This window comes from Acinetobacter sedimenti, from assembly GCF_022601685.1.
Classification (GTDB): Bacteria; Pseudomonadota; Gammaproteobacteria; order Pseudomonadales; family Moraxellaceae; genus Acinetobacter; species Acinetobacter sedimenti.
Genome location: NZ_JAKUML010000003.1, coordinates 102404 through 126884, shown reverse-complemented (window position 1 = coordinate 126884; position 24481 = coordinate 102404). Strand labels below are relative to the sequence as shown.

26 protein-coding genes are annotated in these 24481 nt (G+C 42.8%); 19 read left to right on the top strand and 7 right to left on the bottom strand.

Going from position 1 to position 24481, the window contains the following annotated elements:
• Positions 1-56: 56 nt before the first annotated feature.
• Entirely contained in the window at positions 57-845 is a 789-nt protein-coding gene (locus tag MKI79_RS02600) for an IclR family transcriptional regulator (RefSeq protein ID WP_241570508.1), read from the bottom strand.
• Positions 846-1143: 298 nt separating this feature from the next.
• Here MKI79_RS02600 and MKI79_RS02595 point away from each other — a divergent pair, with 298 nt between their 5' ends.
• From MKI79_RS02595 to MKI79_RS02550, 10 genes are all read left to right on the top strand, one after another.
• Positions 1144-3291 carry an FUSC family protein gene (locus tag MKI79_RS02595; protein ID WP_241570507.1) on the top strand — a complete coding sequence of 716 codons (2148 nt, stop codon included), beginning with the start codon at positions 1144-1146 and terminating at the stop codon, positions 3289-3291.
• Entirely contained in the window at positions 3288-3494 is a 207-nt protein-coding gene (locus tag MKI79_RS02590) for a DUF1656 domain-containing protein (protein ID WP_092617255.1), read from the top strand. The genes MKI79_RS02595 and MKI79_RS02590 overlap by 4 nt, the downstream gene beginning before the upstream one ends.
• A gap of 67 nt (positions 3495-3561) precedes the next feature.
• A complete protein-coding gene (locus tag MKI79_RS02585; RefSeq protein ID WP_241570506.1) occupies positions 3562-4611 on the top strand; it encodes an HlyD family secretion protein in 1050 nt (349 codons plus the stop codon).
• 277 nt (positions 4612-4888) lie between these two features.
• Entirely contained in the window at positions 4889-6226 is a 1338-nt protein-coding gene (locus MKI79_RS02580; RefSeq protein WP_241570505.1) for a deoxyguanosinetriphosphate triphosphohydrolase, read from the top strand.
• Positions 6227-6328: 102 nt separating this feature from the next.
• Entirely contained in the window at positions 6329-6934 is a 606-nt protein-coding gene (gene ruvA, locus MKI79_RS02575; protein ID WP_241570504.1) for a Holliday junction branch migration protein RuvA, read from the top strand.
• Between the two features lie 57 nt (positions 6935-6991).
• Positions 6992-7999 carry a Holliday junction branch migration DNA helicase RuvB gene (ruvB, locus tag MKI79_RS02570; RefSeq protein WP_241570503.1) on the top strand — a complete coding sequence of 336 codons (1008 nt, stop codon included), beginning with the start codon at positions 6992-6994 and terminating at the stop codon, positions 7997-7999.
• A 131-nt stretch (positions 8000-8130) separates the two neighbouring features.
• Positions 8131-8346, top strand: a complete 216-nt coding sequence (gene tatA, locus MKI79_RS02565; protein ID WP_241570502.1) for a Sec-independent protein translocase subunit TatA — start codon at positions 8131-8133, stop codon at positions 8344-8346.
• 46 nt (positions 8347-8392) lie between these two features.
• Complete coding sequence (tatB, locus tag MKI79_RS02560) at positions 8393-8872, top strand: Sec-independent protein translocase protein TatB (RefSeq protein ID WP_241570501.1); 480 nt, start codon at positions 8393-8395, stop codon at positions 8870-8872.
• 57 nt (positions 8873-8929) lie between these two features.
• Complete coding sequence (gene tatC / locus MKI79_RS02555) at positions 8930-9709, top strand: twin-arginine translocase subunit TatC (RefSeq protein WP_241570500.1); 780 nt, start codon at positions 8930-8932, stop codon at positions 9707-9709.
• A gap of 224 nt (positions 9710-9933) precedes the next feature.
• Complete coding sequence (locus tag MKI79_RS02550) at positions 9934-12108, top strand: PhoX family protein (protein WP_241570499.1); 2175 nt, start codon at positions 9934-9936, stop codon at positions 12106-12108.
• A gap of 113 nt (positions 12109-12221) precedes the next feature.
• Here MKI79_RS02550 and MKI79_RS02545 read toward each other — a convergent pair whose 3' ends face one another.
• A complete protein-coding gene (locus tag MKI79_RS02545; RefSeq protein ID WP_241570498.1) occupies positions 12222-13025 on the bottom strand; it encodes an NRDE family protein in 804 nt (267 codons plus the stop codon).
• Between the two features lie 138 nt (positions 13026-13163).
• Between MKI79_RS02545 and lgt the strand changes: the two genes are divergently transcribed.
• The 6 genes from lgt to MKI79_RS02515 all read left to right on the top strand — a co-directional run bounded on the left by lgt (position 13164) and on the right by MKI79_RS02515 (position 18207).
• A complete protein-coding gene (lgt, locus tag MKI79_RS02540; protein WP_241570497.1) occupies positions 13164-13970 on the top strand; it encodes a prolipoprotein diacylglyceryl transferase in 807 nt (268 codons plus the stop codon).
• Between the two features lie 200 nt (positions 13971-14170).
• Entirely contained in the window at positions 14171-15013 is an 843-nt protein-coding gene (gene thyA / locus MKI79_RS02535) for a thymidylate synthase (protein WP_241570496.1), read from the top strand.
• 64 nt (positions 15014-15077) lie between these two features.
• Positions 15078-15602: a dihydrofolate reductase gene (locus tag MKI79_RS02530; RefSeq protein ID WP_241570495.1), complete on the top strand. Its 525-nt coding sequence runs from the start codon at positions 15078-15080 to the stop codon at positions 15600-15602.
• Positions 15603-15638: 36 nt separating this feature from the next.
• A complete protein-coding gene (locus MKI79_RS02525) occupies positions 15639-16703 on the top strand; it encodes an Lnb N-terminal periplasmic domain-containing protein (RefSeq protein WP_241570494.1) in 1065 nt (354 codons plus the stop codon).
• Between the two features lie 99 nt (positions 16704-16802).
• Positions 16803-17324, top strand: coding sequence for a peptide-methionine (S)-S-oxide reductase MsrA (gene msrA, locus MKI79_RS02520; protein WP_241570493.1), 522 nt, complete (start codon positions 16803-16805; stop codon positions 17322-17324).
• Positions 17325-17415: 91 nt separating this feature from the next.
• Positions 17416-18207: a nitroreductase family protein gene (locus MKI79_RS02515; protein WP_241570492.1), complete on the top strand. Its 792-nt coding sequence runs from the start codon at positions 17416-17418 to the stop codon at positions 18205-18207.
• Positions 18208-18267: 60 nt separating this feature from the next.
• Here the strand turns inward: MKI79_RS02515 and MKI79_RS02510 are convergent, their stop codons facing one another.
• From MKI79_RS02510 to MKI79_RS02490, 5 genes are all read right to left on the bottom strand, one after another.
• The gene (locus tag MKI79_RS02510; protein ID WP_241570491.1) at positions 18268-18672 is read right to left on the bottom strand and encodes an ExbD/TolR family protein; all 405 of its coding nucleotides are present in this window, start codon (positions 18670-18672) and stop codon (positions 18268-18270) included.
• Positions 18672-19295 (bottom strand): MotA/TolQ/ExbB proton channel family protein, encoded by a 624-nt coding sequence (locus MKI79_RS02505; protein ID WP_241570490.1) that lies wholly within the window; start codon positions 19293-19295, stop codon positions 18672-18674. Before MKI79_RS02505 ends, MKI79_RS02510 begins: the two co-directional genes overlap by 1 nt.
• 47 nt (positions 19296-19342) lie before the next feature.
• Positions 19343-20098: an energy transducer TonB gene (locus tag MKI79_RS02500; protein WP_241570489.1), complete on the bottom strand. Its 756-nt coding sequence runs from the start codon at positions 20096-20098 to the stop codon at positions 19343-19345.
• Between the two features lie 220 nt (positions 20099-20318).
• Complete coding sequence (purU, locus tag MKI79_RS02495) at positions 20319-21185, bottom strand: formyltetrahydrofolate deformylase (protein ID WP_241570488.1); 867 nt, start codon at positions 21183-21185, stop codon at positions 20319-20321.
• Positions 21186-21265: 80 nt separating this feature from the next.
• Positions 21266-21961 (bottom strand): TetR/AcrR family transcriptional regulator, encoded by a 696-nt coding sequence (locus MKI79_RS02490; protein WP_241570487.1) that lies wholly within the window; start codon positions 21959-21961, stop codon positions 21266-21268.
• A gap of 345 nt (positions 21962-22306) precedes the next feature.
• Between MKI79_RS02490 and MKI79_RS02485 the strand changes: the two genes are divergently transcribed.
• From MKI79_RS02485 to rpmG, 3 genes are all read left to right on the top strand, one after another.
• Positions 22307-23755, top strand: a complete 1449-nt coding sequence (locus MKI79_RS02485) for a coniferyl aldehyde dehydrogenase (RefSeq protein WP_241570486.1) — start codon at positions 22307-22309, stop codon at positions 23753-23755.
• 278 nt (positions 23756-24033) lie between these two features.
• Positions 24034-24270, top strand: a complete 237-nt coding sequence (gene rpmB / locus MKI79_RS02480; protein ID WP_092619282.1) for a 50S ribosomal protein L28 — start codon at positions 24034-24036, stop codon at positions 24268-24270.
• A gap of 12 nt (positions 24271-24282) precedes the next feature.
• Positions 24283-24438, top strand: a complete 156-nt coding sequence (gene rpmG / locus MKI79_RS02475; RefSeq protein WP_003654787.1) for a 50S ribosomal protein L33 — start codon at positions 24283-24285, stop codon at positions 24436-24438.
• The last annotated feature ends 43 nt before the right edge of the window (positions 24439-24481 follow it).

The window sequence follows — 24481 nt, the reverse complement described above, 5'->3', positions numbered from 1 at the left end:
CATTTTCAGCTAGCGACAGTGGGCAATTAATTCCAATTTCATGGAATTGTTCTAGTTTATTTTTCAGCTTCAATGTTGTAATTAATATCAGTTTCGATCTGTAGGGCTTGTTGTTCAATCAAATCCGTACTGCGTTTGAGCATTTCCACAATTTTCTGCGTATCGACAAATTCAAAGCGATTGGTCGAGGCAAGTACGGACATCGCCCACGGTGCTTCTTTATTCGAGTATCGAATCGGTACGGAAATACTGGAAAAATCAGGATGTAACTCGCCTTGAGAAACATAGTAGCCCTGCTTTTTGATTTGTCTGAGCTTGGTGATAAATTCCTGCTCAGAACTCGCAAAACCATTTTCGAGCAGATCATTTGAGAGATATTGGTAATATTCGATTTGCTGTTTTTTAGTCAGATTTGCCAAGATGATCTTTGCCGATGATCCAGCCGACAAGGCGCGCGGACAACCACGACCATAGACCAAGCCCTCATTACGATATGATTCATGATGAATATTAATACAACTCTTGCCCTCTAATGCCGTGATTAAACACAACATTTCAGTACGATTAACCACTTCTCGCATCTGCGGAATGCACAGCTGTACCCACGGATCGCTTTCTCGAGCAACATAATCCAACAGCGCTACCTTTGAGCCAAGCACATAAGAGCCAACCTGATGGTGCGCTTTTTTCAACAAGCCAACTTCGACCAATTCTTTCAGATAGCGGTACGCCATCGGCTTCGATACATCAAGCTCTTTGCAGATATCATCCACATCAATGACAGGACGCTGGACAGAAAAAAGATCCAAAATCATCAATATACGGGCAAAACTCGATGTACTCACAGCGCACTCCAACTTACTTGTAGCGTAATTACTGATGTTTGGCTACAGGATGTGTTAAATATTATTCAATTCGGTTAATTATTCACATTATCAAAATTGACGCAAGATTTAAGCAACAAATTAAAGATTAAATCAATAAATTTATCACATAAAGATATTTCATTGACTTTATAAAAATAAAAGCTCAAAATACATGCAAATTTTATCTCATAAAGATTCAGAATCTATCTTTTACTGCCGATCACCATTCAAAGCTCGACAGTTCAGCCAAGTATTCTGTACTCGCCACGGCACTTTCATGTTATTGATCAAACCATTACTGGCTTTTCGTCCGAGTAAGGTCGACCTGATTTTTGCCTGCAAAACCTTTGTTGCAGGTATGCTCGCCTTGTATATCGCATTTCGTTTGGACTTACTCTATCCAATGTGGGCGATCGGTACGGTGTTTATCATCGCCAACCCGTATTCAGGCATGGTCTCCTCCAAAGCCTTATATCGACTCGCTGGTACTTTTGTGGGTGCTGCGGTGGCGGTCGTGATTACACCGTATTTGATCAATACCCCGTTACTATTCACTTTGGTTTTGGCGATTTGGACGGGGTTTTGTCTGTATATTTCCATGCTGGATCGCACGCCACGAAGTTATGCGTTTATGTTGGCGGGATATAGTTGTGTGATGGTGGCGTGTAATGCGATTTTTAGTATCAATACTTACAGCATCTTTGATATCGCCTTAGGTCGTGTACTGGAAATTTCCATTGCGATTATCTGCACCGCAGTGGTCTCGGCAACGATTTTTCCGCTACATATCGGCGATGCGATACAGCAGCGGGTGCAAAAAGCACTGAGCGATACTGAGCATGCTTTTCAGCAGATTTTTGCGGACAGCAATCAGACCACTGAAGATGGAAAATCGGCACAGCCTAGCCAAAATGTAGTGCAACTGCTTTCGGCGATCAACCGTGATACCAATGATTTACATGGTTTAGCGGTACATCTCAACTACGAAAAAGGTCGCCTCAAGGGCATGACCAAGCCACTACAAGAAATGTTGCATCAATTTTCTTTGCAATTGATCAACATGGTGGCGATCTCGGAACGGGTCAATCAACTGAGACACATCGACCCACATCTCAGTCCTGAATTACAATCGCTTGCCGATCAATGTATTACTGAGTTAAAACAACCGATTGCGCTGGATCAACTGCGTGCTTTTCAATTTCCGCAACATCTAGCAGATGCATTTCAGCAACTCTCGCAGCGCTTTCCGCACACAGGCACGGCGCTCGCCAGTTTGCAAATGGATCTGCGCCACTTTATGCAAAATGTCTACAACGTCAAAGTGATTTGGCAGTTGATTCAAGCAGGTCAGCGCAAGATTCCCGAGTTTATTGCCCCGATGTCTACCCGTTACCCGAGTCTACATCGTGATCACGGCGTAGCGGTGCGTGGTGCGATTGCTGCTTTCGCATCAATTATGATTGGTTTTTCGATTTGGATTTATTCTGGGTGGCAATATGGTTATATGTTGGCGCAAATGGCAGCAGTCATTGCTTGCATTCTCACGGCACTAGATGATCCGATCCCGCTATTAAAGATATTTTTACGGGGTACGCTATATGCGACGATCATTACCTTCTTCTATCTGTTTTTTATCCTGCCTGATGTGAAGACATTTTTGCAATTGGCACTAGTGCTCGCACCTGTCATGATTTATGCCTTATGCTTAGTTCCTCATCCGCCACTGACAGGAATTGGACTGCCGATCGCCATCAATGTGATTATGGCGCTGAATCTGCAAAATCATTACCAAATCTCACCATTGCCTTCGATTGATGCGGCATTGGCAGGTTTGTTTGGTCCAATTATTCCCGTATTGGCGCTGTACTTTATCCGTGCGATGTCGCCTGACATGACTGCTAAACGATTAATTCATCAGCATTATCAAGGGATGCGCAGTGCGATTCATTTGCGCTTTGGCACCGCCTACAAAATTTATTTGCGCCGTATGGTCGATCGCATTGGATTACTCAATACCAAAATGGTCGCTTCAAGCGAACTGAAATATGCCATGCAAGATGTATTGATTGAAAGTTGCGTGGCGATCGACTTGACCCGTTTGAGTGAGGTTGCAGCGCATCCTGATACCCCTGCACTGATCCAAGCGGACATTCAACAACTGATTCAAGCCTTTGACGATGAATTTTCAGCACAGAGCAAAATGTACTCCCCTAGCCACTATCATTACCAGCGCCTGATCGAAATGCTTGCCAATTTGCAACAGCAAAACTACCACTGGCAACAATCCGATGCTGTCACTGCTGGGCAACAACAACGCCTCGCCATGAGTATCAATAATTTGCAGTATGCCCTGACCACACACCAGCCCGAAACACCGAGCGCAACTCAAGCAAGCCAAACAACATTTCAAGGCGGTGTGGCATGAGTGAAGTTGATTTTTACGGGGTGTACGTGCCTGTGCTCCTGATTCAGGTGGCTTTGGCCTATATTTTATATTTAATCAGCAGTCGTTGGGTGGATCGTTTAGAACAACGGGGCTGGATTCTTTACCCAAATATTTTTTATCTGTGTTGGTACGTGGTGTGTCTGTTTGTCGTGCATGCGATTTATCAGTTTTTTCTGCATTAGCATGCATTGATTCACACAATATTTTTCATTTTTTATATGGCAACCGATTTGATTTAGGACAACATTCATGAGCAACAACACTTCTTTTGATCTAAAAAAATGGCTACGTCCGTTGATCTTTTGGCTCGTGGTGTTATTGGCGATCTTTACCGTGCTTCACCTATGGCGCTATTACAACAATGAGCCGTGGACACGTGACGGTCGGATACGTGCCGATGTGATTAATGTCTCCTCTGATGTGGCGGGTCTGGTCACTGATGTCCTTGTCCAAGACAACCAAGTGGTCAAGCAAGGACAAGTGCTATTTAAAATCGACACATCACGCCGTGCACTCGATGTCGAAGAAGCACAATCTGATCTTGCCAAAGCCAAATCCAGCCTCGCCCAAGCCCATGCTGCAGTGAGTGTTGCCAAAGCCAACATCAATAGAGCCAAATCCAGCATCAAACTCGCAGACAAAACTGCCAATCGTTACGGCGATCTGATGCAAGGCGCAATATCAAAGCAAGAACAAGATCAAGTCTATGCAGAACGTGACCAAGCGCATGCCGAATACAGTCAAATGCAAGCCTCACTCGAACAAGCCGTGGCGAGTGTTGAACAGCAAAAAGCCTTGGTACTGGTTGCAGAAAACAATCTTGATCTTACCAAACTCAATCTGAATCGCTCTGAAGTGGTTGCGCCTGCGGACGGCACATTATCAAACTTCTCCTTGAAAAAAGGCAATTATGTACAAACAGGCACCGCCATCGCCGCATTAATTGACCGTAAACAAATGTATGTGGTCGGCTACTTTGAAGAAACCAAACTGGCAAAAATCAATGTTGGTGATCGTGCCAGCATTCAGCTCATGGGCGATTCCCACAAATATCAAGGTCATGTGCAAGGTATTGCTACAGGCATCGAAGATCGTGAACGCAGCACCAGCTCGACCCTACTTGCCAACGTCAACCCGACCTTTACCTGGGTGCGCTTGGCACAGCGTGTTCCTGTGAAAATCATTTTGGATGAAGTGCCTGCCAACAATCTTGCCTTTGTCGCTGGGCGTACAGCCACCGTACATATCTTGAAAAATGAACAAAAAGCGCAAACCCAGAAAGCACCAGTGCAGAAATAAGCCTAAACATTCGATTAAAAAACTAGATTAAAAAAACAGATTAAAAAATAGACTCAAAAAAATTCAAAACATTCTAAGCTTTTCCTCAAGCTGATGTCGGTTGCCATGCCGACAACAGTATTTTTTTGTCATTAATCTGTCGATCAGAAAAACGTTAATCCCTCGGTGCGTACCACATTAAAACGACAAATGAAGTCGCCATACTAATGAATTTTACCGCAAGGCATGGCATGATGTGCTGAGATGAAAAAAGAAATGAAATGAGAGTTTATAGAAAATGACAACACAAATGAATTGGGTCAACTTACTCGCTGCATCCCGACTTGGCAGTAAAAAAAGCACATCAGAACAAGCGCGTAGCCCATTTCACAAAGATTATGATCGCATCATCTTTTCACAAAGTTTTAGACAACTGAATCGTAAAACCCAAGTCCACCCATTGACTCAGCACGATGGCATTCATACTCGCCTGACGCATTCCCTCGAAGTATCTTGTATCGGCCGTTCGCTCGGGATGCTGGCTGCGGAGAAAATCGAAAAACATCTGCCATCTTGGGTTAGCCCTGCCGATGTGGGTGCGATCATTCAAGCGGCGTGTTTGGCGCACGATATTGGCAATCCACCGTTTGGGCATGCGGGTGAATATGCGATTCGAGATTGGTTTGATCAAACCTATCTGAATAAACCCTATCTTTTTACCTCAGAACAATGGGCAGATTTGCGTCAGTTTGAAGGCAATGCGCAAGGTTTAAGAGTCCTGTCTCGTCTGGATTATCATCCGAATGATGGTGGGATGCGCCTGACCTATGCCACGCTTGGCGCGTATCTGAAATATCCGTGGCTCAGCAAAATCATTGATGATACAGACCGTACACCGAATCATCATCGACCGAAGTTTGGCTGTTATCGTACCGAAAAAGATGTGTTGCAATTGGTCGCTGAACAGCTTGGACTAATTCAACTCGGTGAATATCATTATTGCCGTCATCCGCTAACTTATCTGCTCGAAGCTGCCGATGATATTTGCTATGCGCTGATTGATTTAGAAGATGGCATTATCCTCAATATGCTGAGCTATGAAGAAGTTGAGCCGATTTTTACCGAGCTGGTTGCCGACTATGGTCTGCCTGAGGAGCTTGGGCAAAATACCTCTTGGCAACAAAAAATTGCGGCGCTACGTGGTCGAGCGATGAAACGCTTGGTCGATGAAGTGACCACTGCATTTGCCAATCATCATGATCAATTGCTCGCTGGAGAATTGCCACATGGTTTGTTACATTATTGCAGTGCCGACATTGCGCACGGCATTCAAAAAGCCAAAGATTTAGCACGCACGAAAATTTTCAATCATCGTCATAAAGCCGATTTGGAGCTATTGGCACATGCCAGCGTACAACACTTGCTCAATGCGTTTATTCCACTGACTGATCCTGAGCGTCGAGTAAGTTTTAAAGAACAGCGCTTGATGATTATTCTCAATAGTTTGGGAATTCAGATTGGCGAGGATTATTTCCAAAATGTCATGCAAGTTTTAGATGTGATTAGTAAGTTTTCTGATCATCAGGCTTATGCGATTTCGCAAGAGTTACAGGGAAATAAAGTGGGGCTATTGTAAACACACGGTGAATTTGGCACTGTATCGACTATTAAATACATTGCTTAAATTGGAAAACATTTAAGTAACCACTTTTTTTTAATTTTTTAGAATTGAATATTTATGATCGGCTCACTTACTGGCGAAATCCAACACCTCGAAGGTGCTACCGTTATCCTCAATGTCGGCGGTGTCGGCTATGAAGTCGATACGCCCCTTTCCACATTTTGCCAACTCAAACGTGGCGAAACCGTCACACTTTGGACGCATTTCGTAGTGCGTGAAGATGCACAGCAATTGTATGGCTTTAGCGAACTACAGGATAAATTGATTTTCCGCACCCTGCTCAAAGTCAACGGCATCGGTGCAAAAATGGCTTTAGGCATCTTATCTAGTCTAAGCGTTGAGATGCTAATTCATTGTATCGAGCATGAAGATGTGAATACTTTGGTCAAAGTGCCCGGAATTGGTAAAAAAACCGCAGAACGCCTGATCATTGAGCTTCGTGATCGCCTAAAAGCACTTGGTACGAGTAGCACAAGCTCAGGTGTAAGTAGCCTAGAACGCATTCAATTTATTCCTGATTCGCCTGTGGCAGAAGCTGAGTCAGCATTAGTGAGTCTTGGCTATAAACCTGCCGAAGCCCAAAAAGCCATTGCTGCGGTAAAATCAGAACATGACGATAGCGCAGGACTGATTCGTGCTGCGCTCAAATCTATGATGAAATAAATTTAACTAAAATGCTTTACCCTTTACTATACTTAAAAGCCAAAATCTGAGTACCTCATGCAAGACCGTTTAATCAGTGGACTAGAAAAACCAGAAGATCAATTTGATCGTGCCATCCGTCCGACCTCGCTTGCCGATTATGTCGGTCAGCCTGTAGTACGTGAGCAAATGGAAATCTTCATTGGCGCAGCACGTGGTCGTGGCGAAGCATTGGATCACACCTTGATTTTTGGTCCTCCTGGATTGGGTAAAACTACATTGGCAAATATTATCGCTCGGGAAATGGGTGGCAATCTCAAATCCACTTCGGGCCCTGTACTAGAACGTGCAGGCGACTTGGCGGCGATGTTGACCAATCTTGAAGAAGGCGATGTACTCTTTATTGACGAAATTCATCGACTTTCCCCTGTGATTGAGGAAATTCTCTATCCTGCGATGGAGGATTACCAACTCGACATCATGATCGGTGAAGGGCCTGCGGCACGTTCGATTAAACTGGATTTACCGCCATTTACTTTGGTCGCTGCAACCACTCGTGCAGGTTTATTGACCTCACCACTGCGTGATCGCTTCGGCATTGTGCAACGCCTTGAATTTTATTCGGTGGAAGATTTGACCAGTATCGTACTTCGCTCCGCTCGGCTGATGGATTTACCGATTACCCAAGACGGTGCACATGAAGTCGCTCGTCGCTCTCGTGGCACACCACGTATTGCCAATCGTCTGTTACGTCGTGTGCGTGACTATGCCGAGGTAAAAGGCACAGGTGAAGTCACCCAAGAGATGGCGCATAAAGCACTCGATATGCTCAATGTCGATAAAGATGGCTTAGATACTTTAGATCGTCGTTATCTGTCTATGCTATTAGAGCGTTTCGATGGTGGTCCTGCGGGTGTGGAAGCCTTAGCGGCAGCCATGGCGGAAGATAGTGGTACATTGGAAGATGTGATTGAGCCGTATTTGATTCAGCAAGGATATGTGATGCGTACCGCACGTGGACGTATTGCCACCAATCAAGCCTATTTGCAGTTTGGTATGACACCACCTGAACCGAAAGAAAAATAACTCGACTTTTTTCCACAAGAATCAATTCCTACAAAGACCATTGTCTTAAAACTGCAATATTTCTGTCATATTGATGTCATCGCAGACTGTTTTCATAGTGCCAAATTAGAGGAATACTATGGAGTAGTCACATGGCTGGCTTATCAATTTGGCATGTTTTGATTTTCGCAATCGTGGTCATCTTATTGTTCGGTACATCCAAACTGAAAAATATCGGCAAAGACGTTGGTGGTGCGGTCAAGGATTTTAAAAAATCAGTCCGTGACGACGACGAACAAAAACTTCTCGAGCACGAAGCGACTACACAAGAGATTCGTACTGAATCTAAAGCACAGCAAAATAGCTAAACCACTTTAGCTACTCGCTGTCGTAGCAAAATCAAGTAGAACACTCATGTTTAATTTGGGAATTTCCGAGCTTTTCTTATTTGCTGTGGTCGCACTGATCGTGTTAGGCCCTGACAAACTGCCTGAGGCTGCACGCTTCGCAGGGCGTTGGTATGGCAAGCTGAAACGCACGGTCAATAGCGTACAAAATGACATTGATCGTGAACTACGGATGTCTGAGCTCAAAGCACAAATGCAACAAGAAATGCAACGCATCAAAGAACTAGAAGCCAAGATGCAAGCACAATATGAGCAAGCCAAGCATCAAAAACTGATGCCATTTAAATCACCTATTGTGGGTAATGGCGAACTGGTGAGTGATGACATTGTTGAGCTTAAACAAACGGTCAATACGTCAATCAGTGCCAATAAACTTGTAGATCGTTCATATCAATATTGCACTGAATACTGCTTAAATATTCCATTTCAAATGCAGTTTCTACAGCGTGCAAAATGCGTCACCTTTGAATATCAAGATGCTGTCTAGCCATTCAACCTAGCCATACCATACCACACCAATCATCATTAAAATGTAGTATTCGATATGACACAGTCCAATACCAACACCTCACAAATCGGTTTAGATAACAGAGCAGAAGCATTAGACAGTATGCCAATCACTAAACATCTAATGATCCTGCGTGGTCATCTCATCAAAATGGTGATTGCGCTTTTGGTACTGTTTTTTGCATTATTGCCGTTTGCCAATGATACGTATCAACTGCTGTCTGAACCGCTTCGAGCACAGCTTCCTTCGACCTCATCAATGATTGCCACTGATGTGACAGCGACATTCATGGCACCGTTTAAGCTGAATTTCTTTTTGGCATTTATGATTGCCATGCCTTATGTGTTGTATCAAATTTGGGCATTTTTCAAACCTGCGCTGTATCAACGTGAAAAGAAACTTGCTCTCCCTTTACTTATTGCTAGTATCAGCTTGTTTTATATCGGGATTGCTTTTGCCTATTTTATTACTTTACCTGCGATTTTAGGTTTTTTTATCCATGTATCTCCCGAAACCGTCGCACCGATGACCGATATCAATAGCTATCTCAGCTTTTGTTTAAAACTCTTTGTGGTGTTTGGGCTGACTTTTGAGATACCTGTCGCGACCTTATTGTTAATCATGATTGGTGTGGTGAGCACGCAAGATTTGATTGAAAAACGTCGTTTTATCATTGTCGGTTGTTTCTTTGTGGCAATGTTTGCTACGCCGCCTGATGCGATTTCGATGTTGATGTTGGCGATTCCGATGTGGATGCTTTTTGAATTGGGATTGTTGTTTGGTAAATTGATTGAAAAGCGTAAAGTGGTAGATTAATTTAACAACATGGATGACTGTTGGATTATATAAATCCGGCTTAAACGCCCTAAAAAATATATTACTTTTAATTTACAAAAATTTGATTTTTTTAGATATTTTTCATAAATATATTTTTCCCAATTCATCACTTTGTAAAGAAAACTTCACCGCACTGAAATATTCCCTGCGTAGCCTAAGCTAAAACATTTTTTACCTTAACATGCACTTGCCAGGGAATCATCATGACCGAGCGTACACCATACTTCGAAGACCAAGAGTTAGATAACAACAACTCAGACAATCCTCACTTTCGTGACATTTTAGAACATCATATTTCACGTCGTAGTTTAATTAAAAAAACTGCATCGGCAACGGTGGCTTTGACACTTGCATCAAGCCTTGTCGCTTGTAGCGATGACGACAACAATTCATCTGAAGAACCAATACCAGAAGAACCAACCAACCAACGCCCTGAAAGCCTGACCTTTAAAGCAGTTGATAAGAATTTGAATGATTGGGTGACTGTCCCAGAAGGCTATACTGCAACTGTGCTGTATGCTTTGGGTGATCCATTGAACGCAACTGAATCTGCTTGGAATGATAATAACGTGCCGTCAGGTGCAAGCTTTGAGCTTCGTTCAGGTGACTGCCACGATGGTATGACTTTTTTTGGTTTGGCAAGTGGCAAATACGATGCCAATGTTTCTGAGCAAGGCTTATTGGTGATGAATCATGAATACATCAACCAAACTTTCTTGCACAATGCAGGACCGCAAGTTGATGCTGAAGGTCGTCGTCCAGAAGATGAAGTTCTTCGTGAAATGAACTCGCACGGTGTATCTGTGATTCACCTTGAAAAAGATGAAACCACCCAAGCTGTGACCATCAAAAAAGATTCTGACTTCAACCGTCGTATCACTGCATCAACGGAGATGGATATCGCAGGCCCAGTACGAAATTCAGACTTAGTCCGCACTGCTTATTCATCAAATGGTACCAAGACACGTGGTACACATAACAACTGTGGTAATGGTTATACACCTTGGGGGACTTACCTCACAACAGAAGAAAACTTTATTGGCTACTTCGTTCGTAACGATGGCGATGATGCGCTACGCAGTGCCAAAGAAGTCGTTGCGCTTAATCGTTATGGCTTAAAACAAAAAGCATCTTCTCGTTATGGTTGGGAATCAGCGATTTCGAGCACCAATGAGCAAGATCTTTTCGACCGTTGGAATTCATCTGTGATCGCAGGTGATGCAACTCAAGATTACCGTAATAGCGCAAATACCTTTGGTTGGATTGTTGAAATCGACCCATTCGACCGCTCGGTAAATCCTGTGAAACGTACTGCACTCGGTCGTTTTGCGCATGAAGACTGTCGTTCTAGCCGTGCCATTGAAGGGCAACCGCTTGCTTTTTACATGGGCGATGACTCACGTGGCGAGTACATCTACAAGTTTGTATCTGATGCAACGTGGAGCAATAGCGACATCAATGGTGGCTATAGCGCAGGTGACAAATACATGAACAACGGCACTTTGTATGTTGCCAAGTTCAATGATGACGGCACAGGTGAATGGGTTGAATTGACCTATGGCAAAAATGGCTTAGATGAATCAAATACTATCTATCCATTTGGCTCACAAGCAGATGTGGTGACATTTGCTCGTCTTGCTGCCGATGCAGTCGGCGCAACTAAGATGGATCGTCCAGAATGGTGTGCAGTCAATCCAATGAATGGTGAAGTCTACGTCACCCTCACCAACAACTCTAATCGTGGCAATAACTATGCAACCGATGCAGCCAACCCACGCAACTATGCTGATGAAGGCGATCTAGCAGGTAATATTAACGGTCACGTCATTCGTTTCCGTGAAGCAGATGACATGACCTCGGCAACATCATTTGCTTGGGATATTTATTTATTCGGCGCAGAAGCGGCAATGGATCCAACAATCAATTTATCTGGCTTGACTGATGCAAACGATCTCTCTAGCCCAGATGGCATGTGGTTCGATACACGTGGTGTACTATGGCTTCAAACAGATGACGGTGCATATACCGATACCACAAACTGTATGATGCTGGCGGCGCTACCGGGTGAAGTAGGTGATGGCACAACAGCAACCACCTCAAACGGTCAAACCACCATCGTTGGCGCACAAGTCACTGATGACAATCTACGTCGCTTCCTCACTGGTCCTAAAGAATGTGAGATCACAGGTGTAACCACTACACCTGACCACAAAGCAATCTTTATCAATGTGCAACATCCAGGTGAACGCTCGGCAAGCTTTGACGCACCAACCAGCCACTGGCCTGCATCGCAAACCGATCGTACAAACTCAACCGCACGTCCACGTTCAGCTACCGTCGTGATCACTCGTGATGATGGTGGCGTGATCGCAGGTTAATTCCCAATAGTTCAAATCCATAGAAAAGCACGCTAAATTTCGCGTGCTTTTTTAATTTGATGTTGCTCTCTCCTTTCTTAAGGGAGGGTTTTATTGAACGCATAAAAAAATGATTAACTCAAATCCACATCCACTTTAACAACTTCACCCAGTTTTTCACCATATTGCGTTTTTTCCCACCATTGAAATTGTTTGTGATTTTTTTGCTCTTGGATGAGTAGAAAGTTAGAACAACGTGTGCCGTAGACAGGACTTTGGATGAAGCTCGAAGAAAGCAATTCTTCCATTTCTAAGCTAATCCCTGTATTTGGCAATTTATCCGTTTCGATTTTGCGTTGATCTTCTAACACATCCCACGCCACAGGCAAGATTTGCTGTCCAACATCAAAATCATTTTTAAAATTAGGTTGTTGCAGTAGTGGTAAAAACTCTTGGGTAAAGCGTTTTCGTAAGTATGCAGTTTTTTCCCAATGTTCACTCATCAAACCATTGGACACCACATAGACGCCACGAGCCAAGACTTGCGGTGCTTCCCCTCGGTTGCTCATATAGACCGCTTGACGTTGATCACCCAAGATCAAATTAAAGCCTGCATAATTATTCTGAGTTTGTTCGAGTTGCTGTGCAAAACGCAATGGCGCTAAGTTGGATGTTAAAAAATCACGAATTAAATCACCTCGTGAGGTAGAAAATTTTTGATCATTCTTTTCTCGAAAATTGGTCACCACCGCCCAACGACCTGATGGCGTGATACCCATCCATGTGCCGCCCTGCTCTAAGTCTTGTCCTGCATAGAGCTGATCATCTTGCCAGTAGTGAAGCTGTTTGGTCGGACGATGATAGAACTCATCTCGATTGGAAAGTAATAATAACGGAAACTCGTCAATGCTCTGCCACGCCAATGCCACAATACACATAATTGCTCAAACTTCTCTAATGGATTCGATTAGACACATTGAATGTACAACATTTTTCATATTTTTCCTTTACAATTCCTGTCAAAATGATGGTAGCAATCATTTATTTATCATATTCACAAAAAGGAATTTCTGCGAATGCTGACTTATCCAAACATTGATCCTGTTGCCTTATCCTTAGGACCTGTCAAAGTCCATTGGTACGGTTTGATGTACCTTTTGGCATTTTTATTTGCATGGGGATTGGCAACTTATCGTGCCAAGCGACGTGAGGGTTGGAACTCAGAAATGGTGTCCGATCTGATCTTTTTCGGGGCACTCGGTGTAGTGATTGGTGGTCGTGTTGGCTACGTCTTGTTCTACGGATTTCAGCAGTTTTTAGACAATCCGATTTGGCTGTTCCAAGTCTGGACGGGTGGCATGAGCTTCCACGGTGGCTTTATTGGTGTGATGTTGGCGATGATCTTTTGGTGCCGAAAATACCAAAAAGCATGGTTTGAAACTTTAGACTTCATTGCGCCATGTGTCCCGACTGGTTTGATGTTCGGACGATTAGGCAACTTCATCGGAGCTGAGCTATACGGTCGTGAAGTGACTAATCCAAACTATCCTTTTGGCATGATTTTCCCAACGGATCCATCGGCTTTAGTTCGTCACCCTTCTCAGTTGTATCAAGCTTTGTGTGAAGGCTTAATTCTGTTTATCGTATTGTGGTGGTTTAGTTCAAAACCTCGCCCTCGCATGGCGGTATCAGCAGTCTTCCTCATGGGTTATGGCTTGGCTCGCTTTGTGATTGAATTCTTCCGTGAGCCTGACAATGGCGTACTCTTCATCGGATGGATGAGTAAGGGACAATTCTTAAGCTTACCAATGATTTTGATTGGCATTTGGATGTATTGGTATGCCTATCAACGTAAGATTTATGATTGGAATGTACGTTCTTAAAAAGACAGATGAACCAATCAATGTGGCTCAAATAGATGATATTTGAGCTTTTTTTTATCACTTCGATTTACCCTTAAAAAGTCCCGAACTTTAGTATAAACTGCTTAAGTTCTGTTGATGTTTCATCATTGCCTGCATCGGTAAAATGGTGGATTTGTCATTTTTGGAACGCATTACGACATCAAAATATTGGATTGATTATGAAAGCCTATCTCAACCTTCTTGACCATATTCTGCAAACAGGCGGAGATAAAGGCGACCGTACAGGCACAGGGACTCGCTCGGTGTTTGGTCATCAGATGCGTTTTGATTTGTCTGAAGGTTTTCCACTGCTCACCACAAAAAAAGTACATTTCCGCTCGATCGTCATCGAACTGCTTTGGTTTTTAAAAGGCGATACCAATGTGCAATATCTGCAAGATAATAAAGTGTCGATTTGGGATGAATGGTCTACCGCAGAACAGACTGCTCGATTTGGACGACCTGCGGGCGAATTAGGTCCTGTCTATGGTCATCAATGGCGTAATTTTGGCGCAACGAAAAAGGCAGATGGCTCTTACAATTCTGACGGTTTTGACCAAATCTCTTGGTTGGTAAATGAGATCAAAACCAATCCAAACTCTCGCCGTCTGATCGTGTCAGGTTGGAATCCGAATGAAGCAAGTCAAGTAGCACTGCCACCATGTCACACGCTATTTCAATTCTTCGTTCAAGATGGGAAATTGTCTTGTCAGCTCTATCAGCGCAGTGCTGATGTGTTCTTAGGCGTACCGTTTAATATCGCAAGCTATGCGCTACTTACTCATATGATTGCGCAGGTCTGTGGGCTCGGTGTCGGTGATTTTGTTTGGACAGGTGGCGATACGCATCTCTACAGCAACCATTTTGAACAAGCAAAATTACAATTAACCCGTGAACCACTACCGCTTTGCCAGTTAAAATTAAATCCTGAAATTGATCATATTTTTGATTTTAAATTTGAAGATATTGAAATTGTAGACTATCAGTCACACCCTGCGATCAAGGCAGCGGTGGCAGTATAAAATTTCTGCCTCATTTGCTGAAAGTTAAAATGAAATAAAAATTAGGGAAGATGAGATAAAATCTATGGCATATCAAAATATCGAAGTCGTCCATGTCGTTGCTTGCGATGAGAAGCAATGTATCGGTAAAGAAAACCAATTGCCGTGGCATATTTCTGAAGATTTGCAACACTTCAAACACGTGACGCAAGGCGGTATCGTGATCATGGGACGCAAAACTTTTGAGTCGATGGGTCGTCCGCTTCCAAATCGTATTAACTGGGTGATTACTCGTGATTCGAATTGGTCACACGATGGTGTACGTATTGCGAATTCGATTGATAGCGCACTGGAACAAGCCAGTTTTGATCTTGCCCAAGTGGAAAAGAAATCTTTATTTATCATCGGTGGTGGTGAGATTTTCACCCAAACTTTGGATATTGCCGATCGCTTGGAGCTCACACACGTTGCGCTTGATGTACAAGGTGATGCCTTCTACCCTGCGATTCCTGAGCAATTTGTGTTAAGCCATTCCAGTGATCACCTTAGTGCAAAAGATAATATTGCCTTTCAATTTGCACAGTATTTACGTCAAGATAATCTGTGCTAAGACTCGCATTGCTGATTTGATTCGCCTAAATCAAAAATGAACGACATCGACTTCGATAAATTCCGCAAAAGCATTTTCTTCGCTTTGCTCCATAGCTTTTTTTATCTCTTCGTTATCCTGTCGAGTGCTTGGCTGTGTTTGGCATTGTGGATTCATCAGCCGTTTGGGCGATTAGCGATTTATTTTATTATCGGTTTTTGGTTGTTGCTCTCTGGTAGTATCGCAGGGATTTATTTTAGCCAAGCCGTATTCCAACGTCGCACCGACATTCTAATTTATTTGGTGTGCTTTTCGATGGCATTAGCGTGGTACTTCGACATGCAACCACGCAATGATCGGGTTTGGAATCCTGAAGTGGCAAAGATTTTGGACTATCAACGTGATGGCGATCAGATCACTATTCACAATGTCCGTGATTTTGTTTGGCGCAGTGAGGACGACTATAATGTGCGTTGGCAAACTCGTCAGTACGACCTTTCACAACTCAAAAGTGCCAATCTGATTTTGTCCTACTGGGCAGGCAATGATATTGCACATACTTTGATGAGTTTTGATTTTGAAGATGATACAGGCAATCTAAAACATCTGACTTTTTCCATTGAAATTCGCAAAGAACAACATGAAAGTTTTTCCAGTATTGGTGGATTTTTTCGTAAATATGAACTCGCCATTGTCCCTGCGGATGAAAAAGACATTATCTATACTCGCAGCAATATTCGCCATGAACGCGTATATATTTACCCGATAAACAATCTACCTAAAGCCGAATTAAAACAACTTTTCCTCTCTTATCTTGAGCAAGGTAAATCCCTCGCCACTGAGCCACGTTGGTACAATACCTTGTTTAGTAACTGCACCACCATCATCTTTGATATGGTCAATCACATCGACCCTGTGCCAGTGGACTATCGGGTCATTCTATCAGGACGATTACCGTCGTATCTCTACGATCAGAATGCACTTGATCATCGTTACAGCCTTGTAGAATGGATGAACATGGCGCATATCAATCCAAAAGTAGAACACTTCGAGCAAGGCAAAGATCAATCTAGCGCAAACTTTTCCCGAATGATTCGTTCAGGTTTGCCGAAAGGCGATTAAGGTCTGTTGCAACTTTTCTGGATGTACTTACAAAATCACTTTGCACTCTCACCCTAGATCATTTACAACTAAAATAAATAAACAATTGGGAAAATTCACATGCAACAAGCAATCTTTGGTGGTGGCTGCTTTTGGTGTACAGAGTCGGTCTTTTTACATGTCAAAGGCGTGCATAAAGTCGAAAGTGGCTATGCAGGCGGACAACGTGCCAATCCAAGCTATGAGCAAATCTGTACAGGTGCTACAGGTCATGCCGAAGTGATACGTATCGACTTTGACGAATCCGAATTAAGTTTTGATCTGCTATTGGATGTGTTTTTTGCAACGCACGATCCAACCACATTGAATCGTCAAGGCAATGATGTCGGCACACAATATCGCTCGGTGATTTTTTATTTAGATGAAAAACAAAAAGAAATCTCCGCACAGAAAATTGCCAATCTGCAAGCTGAAGGATTAAATATCGTAACTGAGCTAAGCCCTGCACCAACCTTCTATACTGCGGAGGAATATCATCAAAATTTCTACGCACGCAATCCAACGCAAGGTTATTGCAACTTTTCGATTCCACCAAAACTTTTTAAACTGCAGGCGAAGTATCCTAACTTATTTAAAAACTGATTCGATTTAATAATGTTTTATAATTGCTTTTTCATCACTCGACCCAATAACCAAATATATTCGTCACGTACATTTAGGAAGATCATATCTCATGCCAAAACAATCGACTCAAGACCCATTGTCTAACCACCCAGAAAGCAATGAGAAGAAGCGTTACTTCGAGCCTGCACCTCAAGACATTGATGTGGAAAACTTCCGTAAAGTGGTTGAAAGTCGCCGTTCAGTGCGTAAGTTCACTGATAAAGCAATTCCTGCAGATGTACTTGATGCTTGTTTAGATTTGGCTTTACTTGCACCAAACTCATCGAATTTACAGCCGTGGACATTCTATGTCGTGCAAAATCCTTCAAAGAAAAAAGCCTTAGTCAAAGCTTGTCTAGGTCAGCTTGCTGCAAAGACTGCATCGGAATTGATTGTCTGCGTGGCACGTACCGACCGACTAGACGATATGGCAAAGCGCAACTTGAGTGAATTTCCTTTTCCTGAAACACCACCTGCGGTACAGAAATATTATCGCTTCATTCCCTACAACTACAAGACAGGCTATTTCAATGCCTTAGGCAACTTTAAGCGAGTTGCATTTACTGCTGCACGAGCTCTAGATAAGCAATTGCCTGTCTCTGCTTTTAACGCTGCCGATGCAAAACTTTGGGCGAGTAAAACCACTGCGCTTGCTTGTGAAAACTTGGTATTGGCTTTCCGTGCTTATGGTTTTGATAGTTGTATGATGGAAGGTTTCGATGAGCCAATGGTGCGCAAGATCTTAGGACTCAATAGCCAACAACATCCTGTAATGGTAATTGGTGCAGGCGAACGTGCCAAAGATGGCGTGTTTTTCCCGCAGTATCGTTTTGATCGTAATCTATTTATTCAAAAAGTTTAGAAACTTGATGAAAAAACAGGACGCATTTAGCGTCCTGTTTTTTATATGGCTTGATATCTATTAGTTATCACTAACAAATGAGATATCTGCAAGACCTGCTTCACTGGCACGTGACATCACTTGCGCCACTGTGTCATATTTTGCATCTTTATCTGCTTTAAGCATTACGGCAGGCTTACGTTCTGCTAAACCAGCTTCCGACAAGCGTTTTGCCAATTCATCTAATGAAATGACTTGATCATTCCAAGCAACTTGATTGTCAGCTGTGATATTGACATTGATTGCTTTTGGCGGTGGCTCTTGGATTTCCGCAGTTGTTTTTGGCAAGGTGAGTGGAATCGACGGATTCGCAACCGTTGCAGTTACAAGGAAAATGATCATCAACACTAGCATAATGTCGATCAACGGAATGAGATTCATCTCCGTCATGCCTTGATCATTTTCTTCTCCTAAAGAAAATGCCATTATGCTTGACCTCCAGCAAATTGCGTATTGGTCGTATCTGTTTGCGCCGTTTGTGTCGTTTTCTTATCTTGCAAGATCGTATCGATCAACAAGCCATGTGCATGATCATGTAAGTCATGTGCCAAAGCACGATTTTGACGTACACAGATGTTGTATGCCAATACCGCAGGGATCGCTACAGCCAAACCTAGACCTGTCATGATCAATGCTTCACCGACTGGCGTTGCCACTTGCGCTAGACCTGCTTGACCACTGCTACCGACAGCAACGAGCGCATGGAAAATTCCCCACACTGTACCGAACAAACCAACAAATGGTGCAATTGAAGCAATCGTACCCAGTACAGATACACCTTTATCCGCATCAGTTTTTTCACGTGACATCTGTTGCAAGATCGCTTGCTCTGCCGCTGCTTTACGTTGCTCAAATGGAATACCAGTCAAGCGTGCTTGTAGATTATCCAAAACTATTTGCATACGTTGCTTGGCATTTTGCTTGAGCTGACGAGTACCCAAAACACGGATGATAAATAATGTCCATGTGATGATCGACATCGCAAGTAAGATAAAATATAGAGTCTTACTTACCGCATCTGCATGTTGCCAATACACTGAAAAGTTCATGAGGAACTCCTTAAATTCAACTAATTTGCTTTAGCCCTGCGGCTGTTTTACTGTAATTGGAATGGTTGCTCTGCATAAAAAGGCATTGCGACACCATTTTCGGTATATGGATGGAAGCGAGCAGCTTGTACAGCACGAATCACTTCTTTATCTACCTTTGGACTACCACTTGATTGCTTGATCTGCGCCTTGATTCGACCTGTTTCATCGACATCAATACGAACAACTACCATCGGATTAGTCACATCTTCCAAATCTTTTGCTTTAAGTCGTGGCTTCGGCTTACTTTTCCACGCCACACTCGCTGCATCGCCCAAGTTTCGTGGAGAAGTGTCTACTTTAGGCTGCGCTTTCACCTCTTCTTTCGGCTGTTCTTTGACCGTTTCTCTAACTGAAGTAGATGTGGTCACTTTTGTTTCCGCTGGTGGAATCTCTACCTTTTTATCAGGTGCTTTTTCTTTCACCTGTTGGACTTTCTCTTTCTTCTTCGGCGGTTCTTTCGGCTTTTCTGCAATCTGAACTTTCTTCGGCTTTGGTTTTTCCTTCGGCAGTTCAGGTTTTGGTTTCGGTGGCTCTGGCTTCGGTTCAGGCTTTTCAACAATCTTCACAAACTTAACCTTTACAGGCGGTGTCGGTTCGATTGGTCTAAGCTGCATCGGTGGCATATTGGCAAGCGCCCATAGCACACCCACGTGCAATACCAACACACCGATCACTACACCAATCACTTTCTGCTTATGCGGAGATTGCCTTGGTGGTGTCTGATTTGGATTGGGAGAAGATCCGATAGATGATTGACCCATCTAAGATGTCCTAATATATGTCACAAAAAATTCAACCGATGTAAGATTGCGATCCTCACCATCGGTTGCTTCAATAAAAGTTGCCTAATGATAAATGAGAAGTGTTTTCATTTTCAACCTTTTTATTGTATTTTCTCTTTTTACAAGCATAAAAAAACACAACCTCGGCTGTGCTTTTTCTAAATATTTCTAAGAAACGTGATGATAAAAGTGTAAAAACTTAATCAAAAACAATCGTCTTATTACCATCGACAATGACACGATCTTCTAGATGCCAACGTACCGCTCTCGCCAATACATTACGCTCTACATCTTCACCGAGCTCACGCAACTGTTCGATACTGTAGTCGTGGCTCACACGCTCCACATCTTGTTCAATGATTGGTCCTTGATCAAGATCAGCTGTGACATAGTGCGCCGTAGCGCCAATCAATTTCACACCTTTTTCATGTGCCTGTTTATATGGATTTGCACCGACAAAGGCAGGCAAGAATGAATGGTGAATATTAATAATTTTTTGTGGCCATTTCTCTACAAAGTCTTCGCTAAGAATCTGCATATACCGTGCAAGTACCAACAGATCATTGCCTTGCATCATCTCGTCGATCTTGGCATAGGCTTCAACTTTATTATCTTTATCGACTGGAACGACATGGAATGGAATACCAAAGCGTTCAACTTTATCTCGCAGTGTTTCATGGTTCGAAATAACTTGGGTAATTTCACAAGGCAATGAACCACGAGAATGACGCCACAACAGCTCAAGCAAAGCATGGTCAACTTTGGATACCAAGATACCGACTTTCTTCACGTCACTGACGCTATTAAGCTTCCACTCCATTGCATATTTATCAGCAACATTTTTTCCAAAAGTCGAGGTCAATGTATCAAGTCGAGTCGCAAGGTGATCGAGCTCAAACTCAACACGCATGAAATATTGTCCGCCCTGCGCTTCGGTCGCATATTGATCAAGCGCAGTAATATTGGCACCTTGATGATATAGAAAGCTTGAAACCGCCTGTACGATGCCAGGACGATCTTCACAAGTAATCAAAAGACGTGCCGTATTTTCGGTAAACATATTCATGGCTTAGTTACATCACAACATGCTAAAAATTGCGCTAGTGTACCGCTTTTTTTCATGCAAATCCGCAATTGATGCGTGTTTTAGTCAGAATCCGCAATTTTTGTAGGTGAATTAGACAATACTGCAAATAAGTTTGAGTCGCCCATATTGCCGAGTAACTGTTCATAAGTTTCACGACTTTCACCGCGCAAGTAAGGCCCTTCTAAAAACACCATCTGACGCAAGGCTTGCCATACCAAGTGTTCAGAATCTTTATCATCTTTTAGATGCCCTGACATATAGAGGAAATTTGACCAATTGGTAAGTACAATCCACAAGTTGATAATTAGTGCTTCGATCTCAGGCGGTGTCATTTCCATCAAGCCAACATCGACAAAACCCTGATAAATTTTCTGCCCTTGCTTCATCACTTGACTGGCAAAGATCGGATAAAGCTTTTGAAATTCGGGATTCGCCTCAATGAGATGATGAATATCACGGTGTAAAAAGCGATACGACCACAGTTGCTTGCTTAACGACTGAAAATATTGAATTTTATCACTACTCGTCAAATCTCGCCCTTCAGGCATATTCAACACATCAACGGTTTCTTGACGATATTGATCGAACAAAGCCCGAATGATTTCTTGCTTATTGCGATAATGATAGTACAAATTGCCAGGACTGATGCCGAGCTCAGAGGCGATATGATTGGTCGTGACCGCTCGCTCTCCTTTTTCATTAAAAAGAGCCAAACTGGTCTGTAAAATTCTTTCCTTGGTTTTAGACGCTTTCAACCGTTTATCCTTAATCGTTCAACATCATCTTTTCTAGATAATTTAAATCACTACAACCTACTACACCGACCGATCATTCGATTTTTCATTCATCCTTTAATACAAAGTTTTTTAAATTCAAAAAAATTTGATAAAAAGAAGCGTAATAGAAAATCTCAAATAAGCGCCGAGCAATATAGCACAATCCTTGTAGATGCCTTATTACAGCGATTCAAATGTACAAAATTTGAATCGTAAAATCAGCATCACAAGTCCAATCTATCATAGCTTATCGGATATTGCTTGACTATTTAGAGCTTTTACTCTAAAAATAGCGCAACGAATAGTCAATATAGCCACAAAGATATGAACAGCCTCAACAAAAGCCTCAGTAACACTGGATCAGACAAAATCCAAGAAATGCATGACATACTTGCAGAGCAAAAGCGTGCTTATCGCCGTCATCAATTGCCAACTGCTGCTGAGCGTATTGATCGTTTGACCAATCTACGTGAAGTCTTACTGAAATATCAAGATGACATTGCCGAAGCAATCTCACAAGACTATGGCAATCGTGCTGTCGCAGAAACCAAGATTGGTGAAGTACTGACTTGTGTTGAGCAAACTCATTATTATTCAAAAAATTTAGAAAAATGGATGAAGCCATCGAAACGCCAAGTTGGACACATTCACCACCCTGCCAAAGCATGGGTAGAATACCAACCGCTTGGTGTGATCGGGATCATTGCGCCGTGGAATTATCCGCTTCTATTATCTGTTGGACCATTGATCTGCGCACTCGCTGCAGGCAACCACGCCATGATCAAAATCTCAAGCTCTTCAGCGAAGTTTGGTGCATTATTGCAAAAAGCTTTGGCAGAAGTTTTTCCAAGTGATTTGGTTTCTGTCATTAATGGTGGTGGTGCAATCTCTGATGCGTTCAGCCATTTAGCTTTTGATAAGTTGATCTTTACAGGCTCAACCGACGTTGGCAAAACAGTGATGCGTGCTGCCTCAGAAAACCTTGTTCCAGTGATATTGGAGCTCGGTGGCAAGTCACCTGCCATCGTCCATCCTGAAATGTCGATCAAAGATGCTGCGCAACGCCTCGTTGCAGGAAAGTTATGGAATGCAGGTCAGACATGTGTTGCACCAGATTACCTATTCTTACCACGTGGCAAGACAGCTGAGTTTGTGCAAAGTTTCCGTAGATTTGTCACACATATGTACCCAACGATTCGTGACAATAAAGACTACACCTCGATCATCAACGATAAGCAATATCGTCGCCTACAAGGTTACTTAGAAGATGCCACCGCGCATGGCGCACAAGTCATTGAGATCAACCCAAAACACGAAACTCTGCATGATGTACGCAAAGTCGCACCGACATTCTTAACCAATGTCACGCCTGATATGCAAATCATGCAAAATGAGATTTTCGGTCCAATCATGCCGATCTTTGAATATGACAATATTGATGAAGTAATTGACTTTATTAATGACCGCCCACGTCCATTAGCCTTGTACTATTTTGACTTCAACAAAGATCGTGCCGAATACTTGGCGCAAAATACACACTCAGGTCACTTTGGTAACAACCAAGCATTGACTCATGTTGCGCAAGATGACTTACCATTCGGTGGTGTGGGTGCATCAGGTATGGGCAAATATCACGGTCCAGAAGGCTTCTTTGGCTTCTCACACGAACGCTCAATGATGTCAAAACCGAAGCTATATACCTTCAAAATGATCTTGCCGCCGTTTAACAAACCGATTCACAAGATCATGTACAAAACACTTTTGCGTCGCTAAAATACCGCACAAATTTTCAATCTGTCATTTTTGGAGGGAGTACGCTTTATTTATGACAGATTTTTGAAGATTGATTAAGACATAAACTATCAATGCAGTTTATGTCTTATTTTTTCGGGGCGTGCTTGTGTTTTGAGCTAAAATTTGGTATAAAACGCCCCTTACAAATTTAAGTTACTCTAATTTTATAGAGTTACTCATTTTCCAGAGTTATTAGTTTTATTGACTGACAAGCCTGACAAACCATTTATTGTTCGGCTTAATCAATGGAGTTCACCATGTCTAAGGTTTGCCAAGTTACCGGCAAGCGTCCAATCGTTGGTAACAACGTTTCGCACGCAAACAACAAAACCAAGCGCCGGTTCGAGCCGAACCTGCACCACCACCGTTTTTGGTTAGAAACTGAGAAGCGTTTTGTACGTCTTCGTCTTTCTACCAAAGGTATGCGTATTATCGACAAATTGGGCATCGAGAAGGTTGTAGCTGATCTTCGCGCTCAAGGTCAAAAGATCTAAGGAGCCATTGCCATGCGTGATAAGATTCGCCTAGTTTCAACTGCTGGTACAGGTTATTTCTATACCACTACGAAAAACAAACGCACTATGCCGGAAAAAATGGAAATCAAAAAATTTGATCCAAAAATCCGTCAACACGTGATTTTCAAAGAAGCTAAAATCAAATAATTTTAGTTTCGATAAAAAACGACTCTCGATGAGTCGTTTTTTT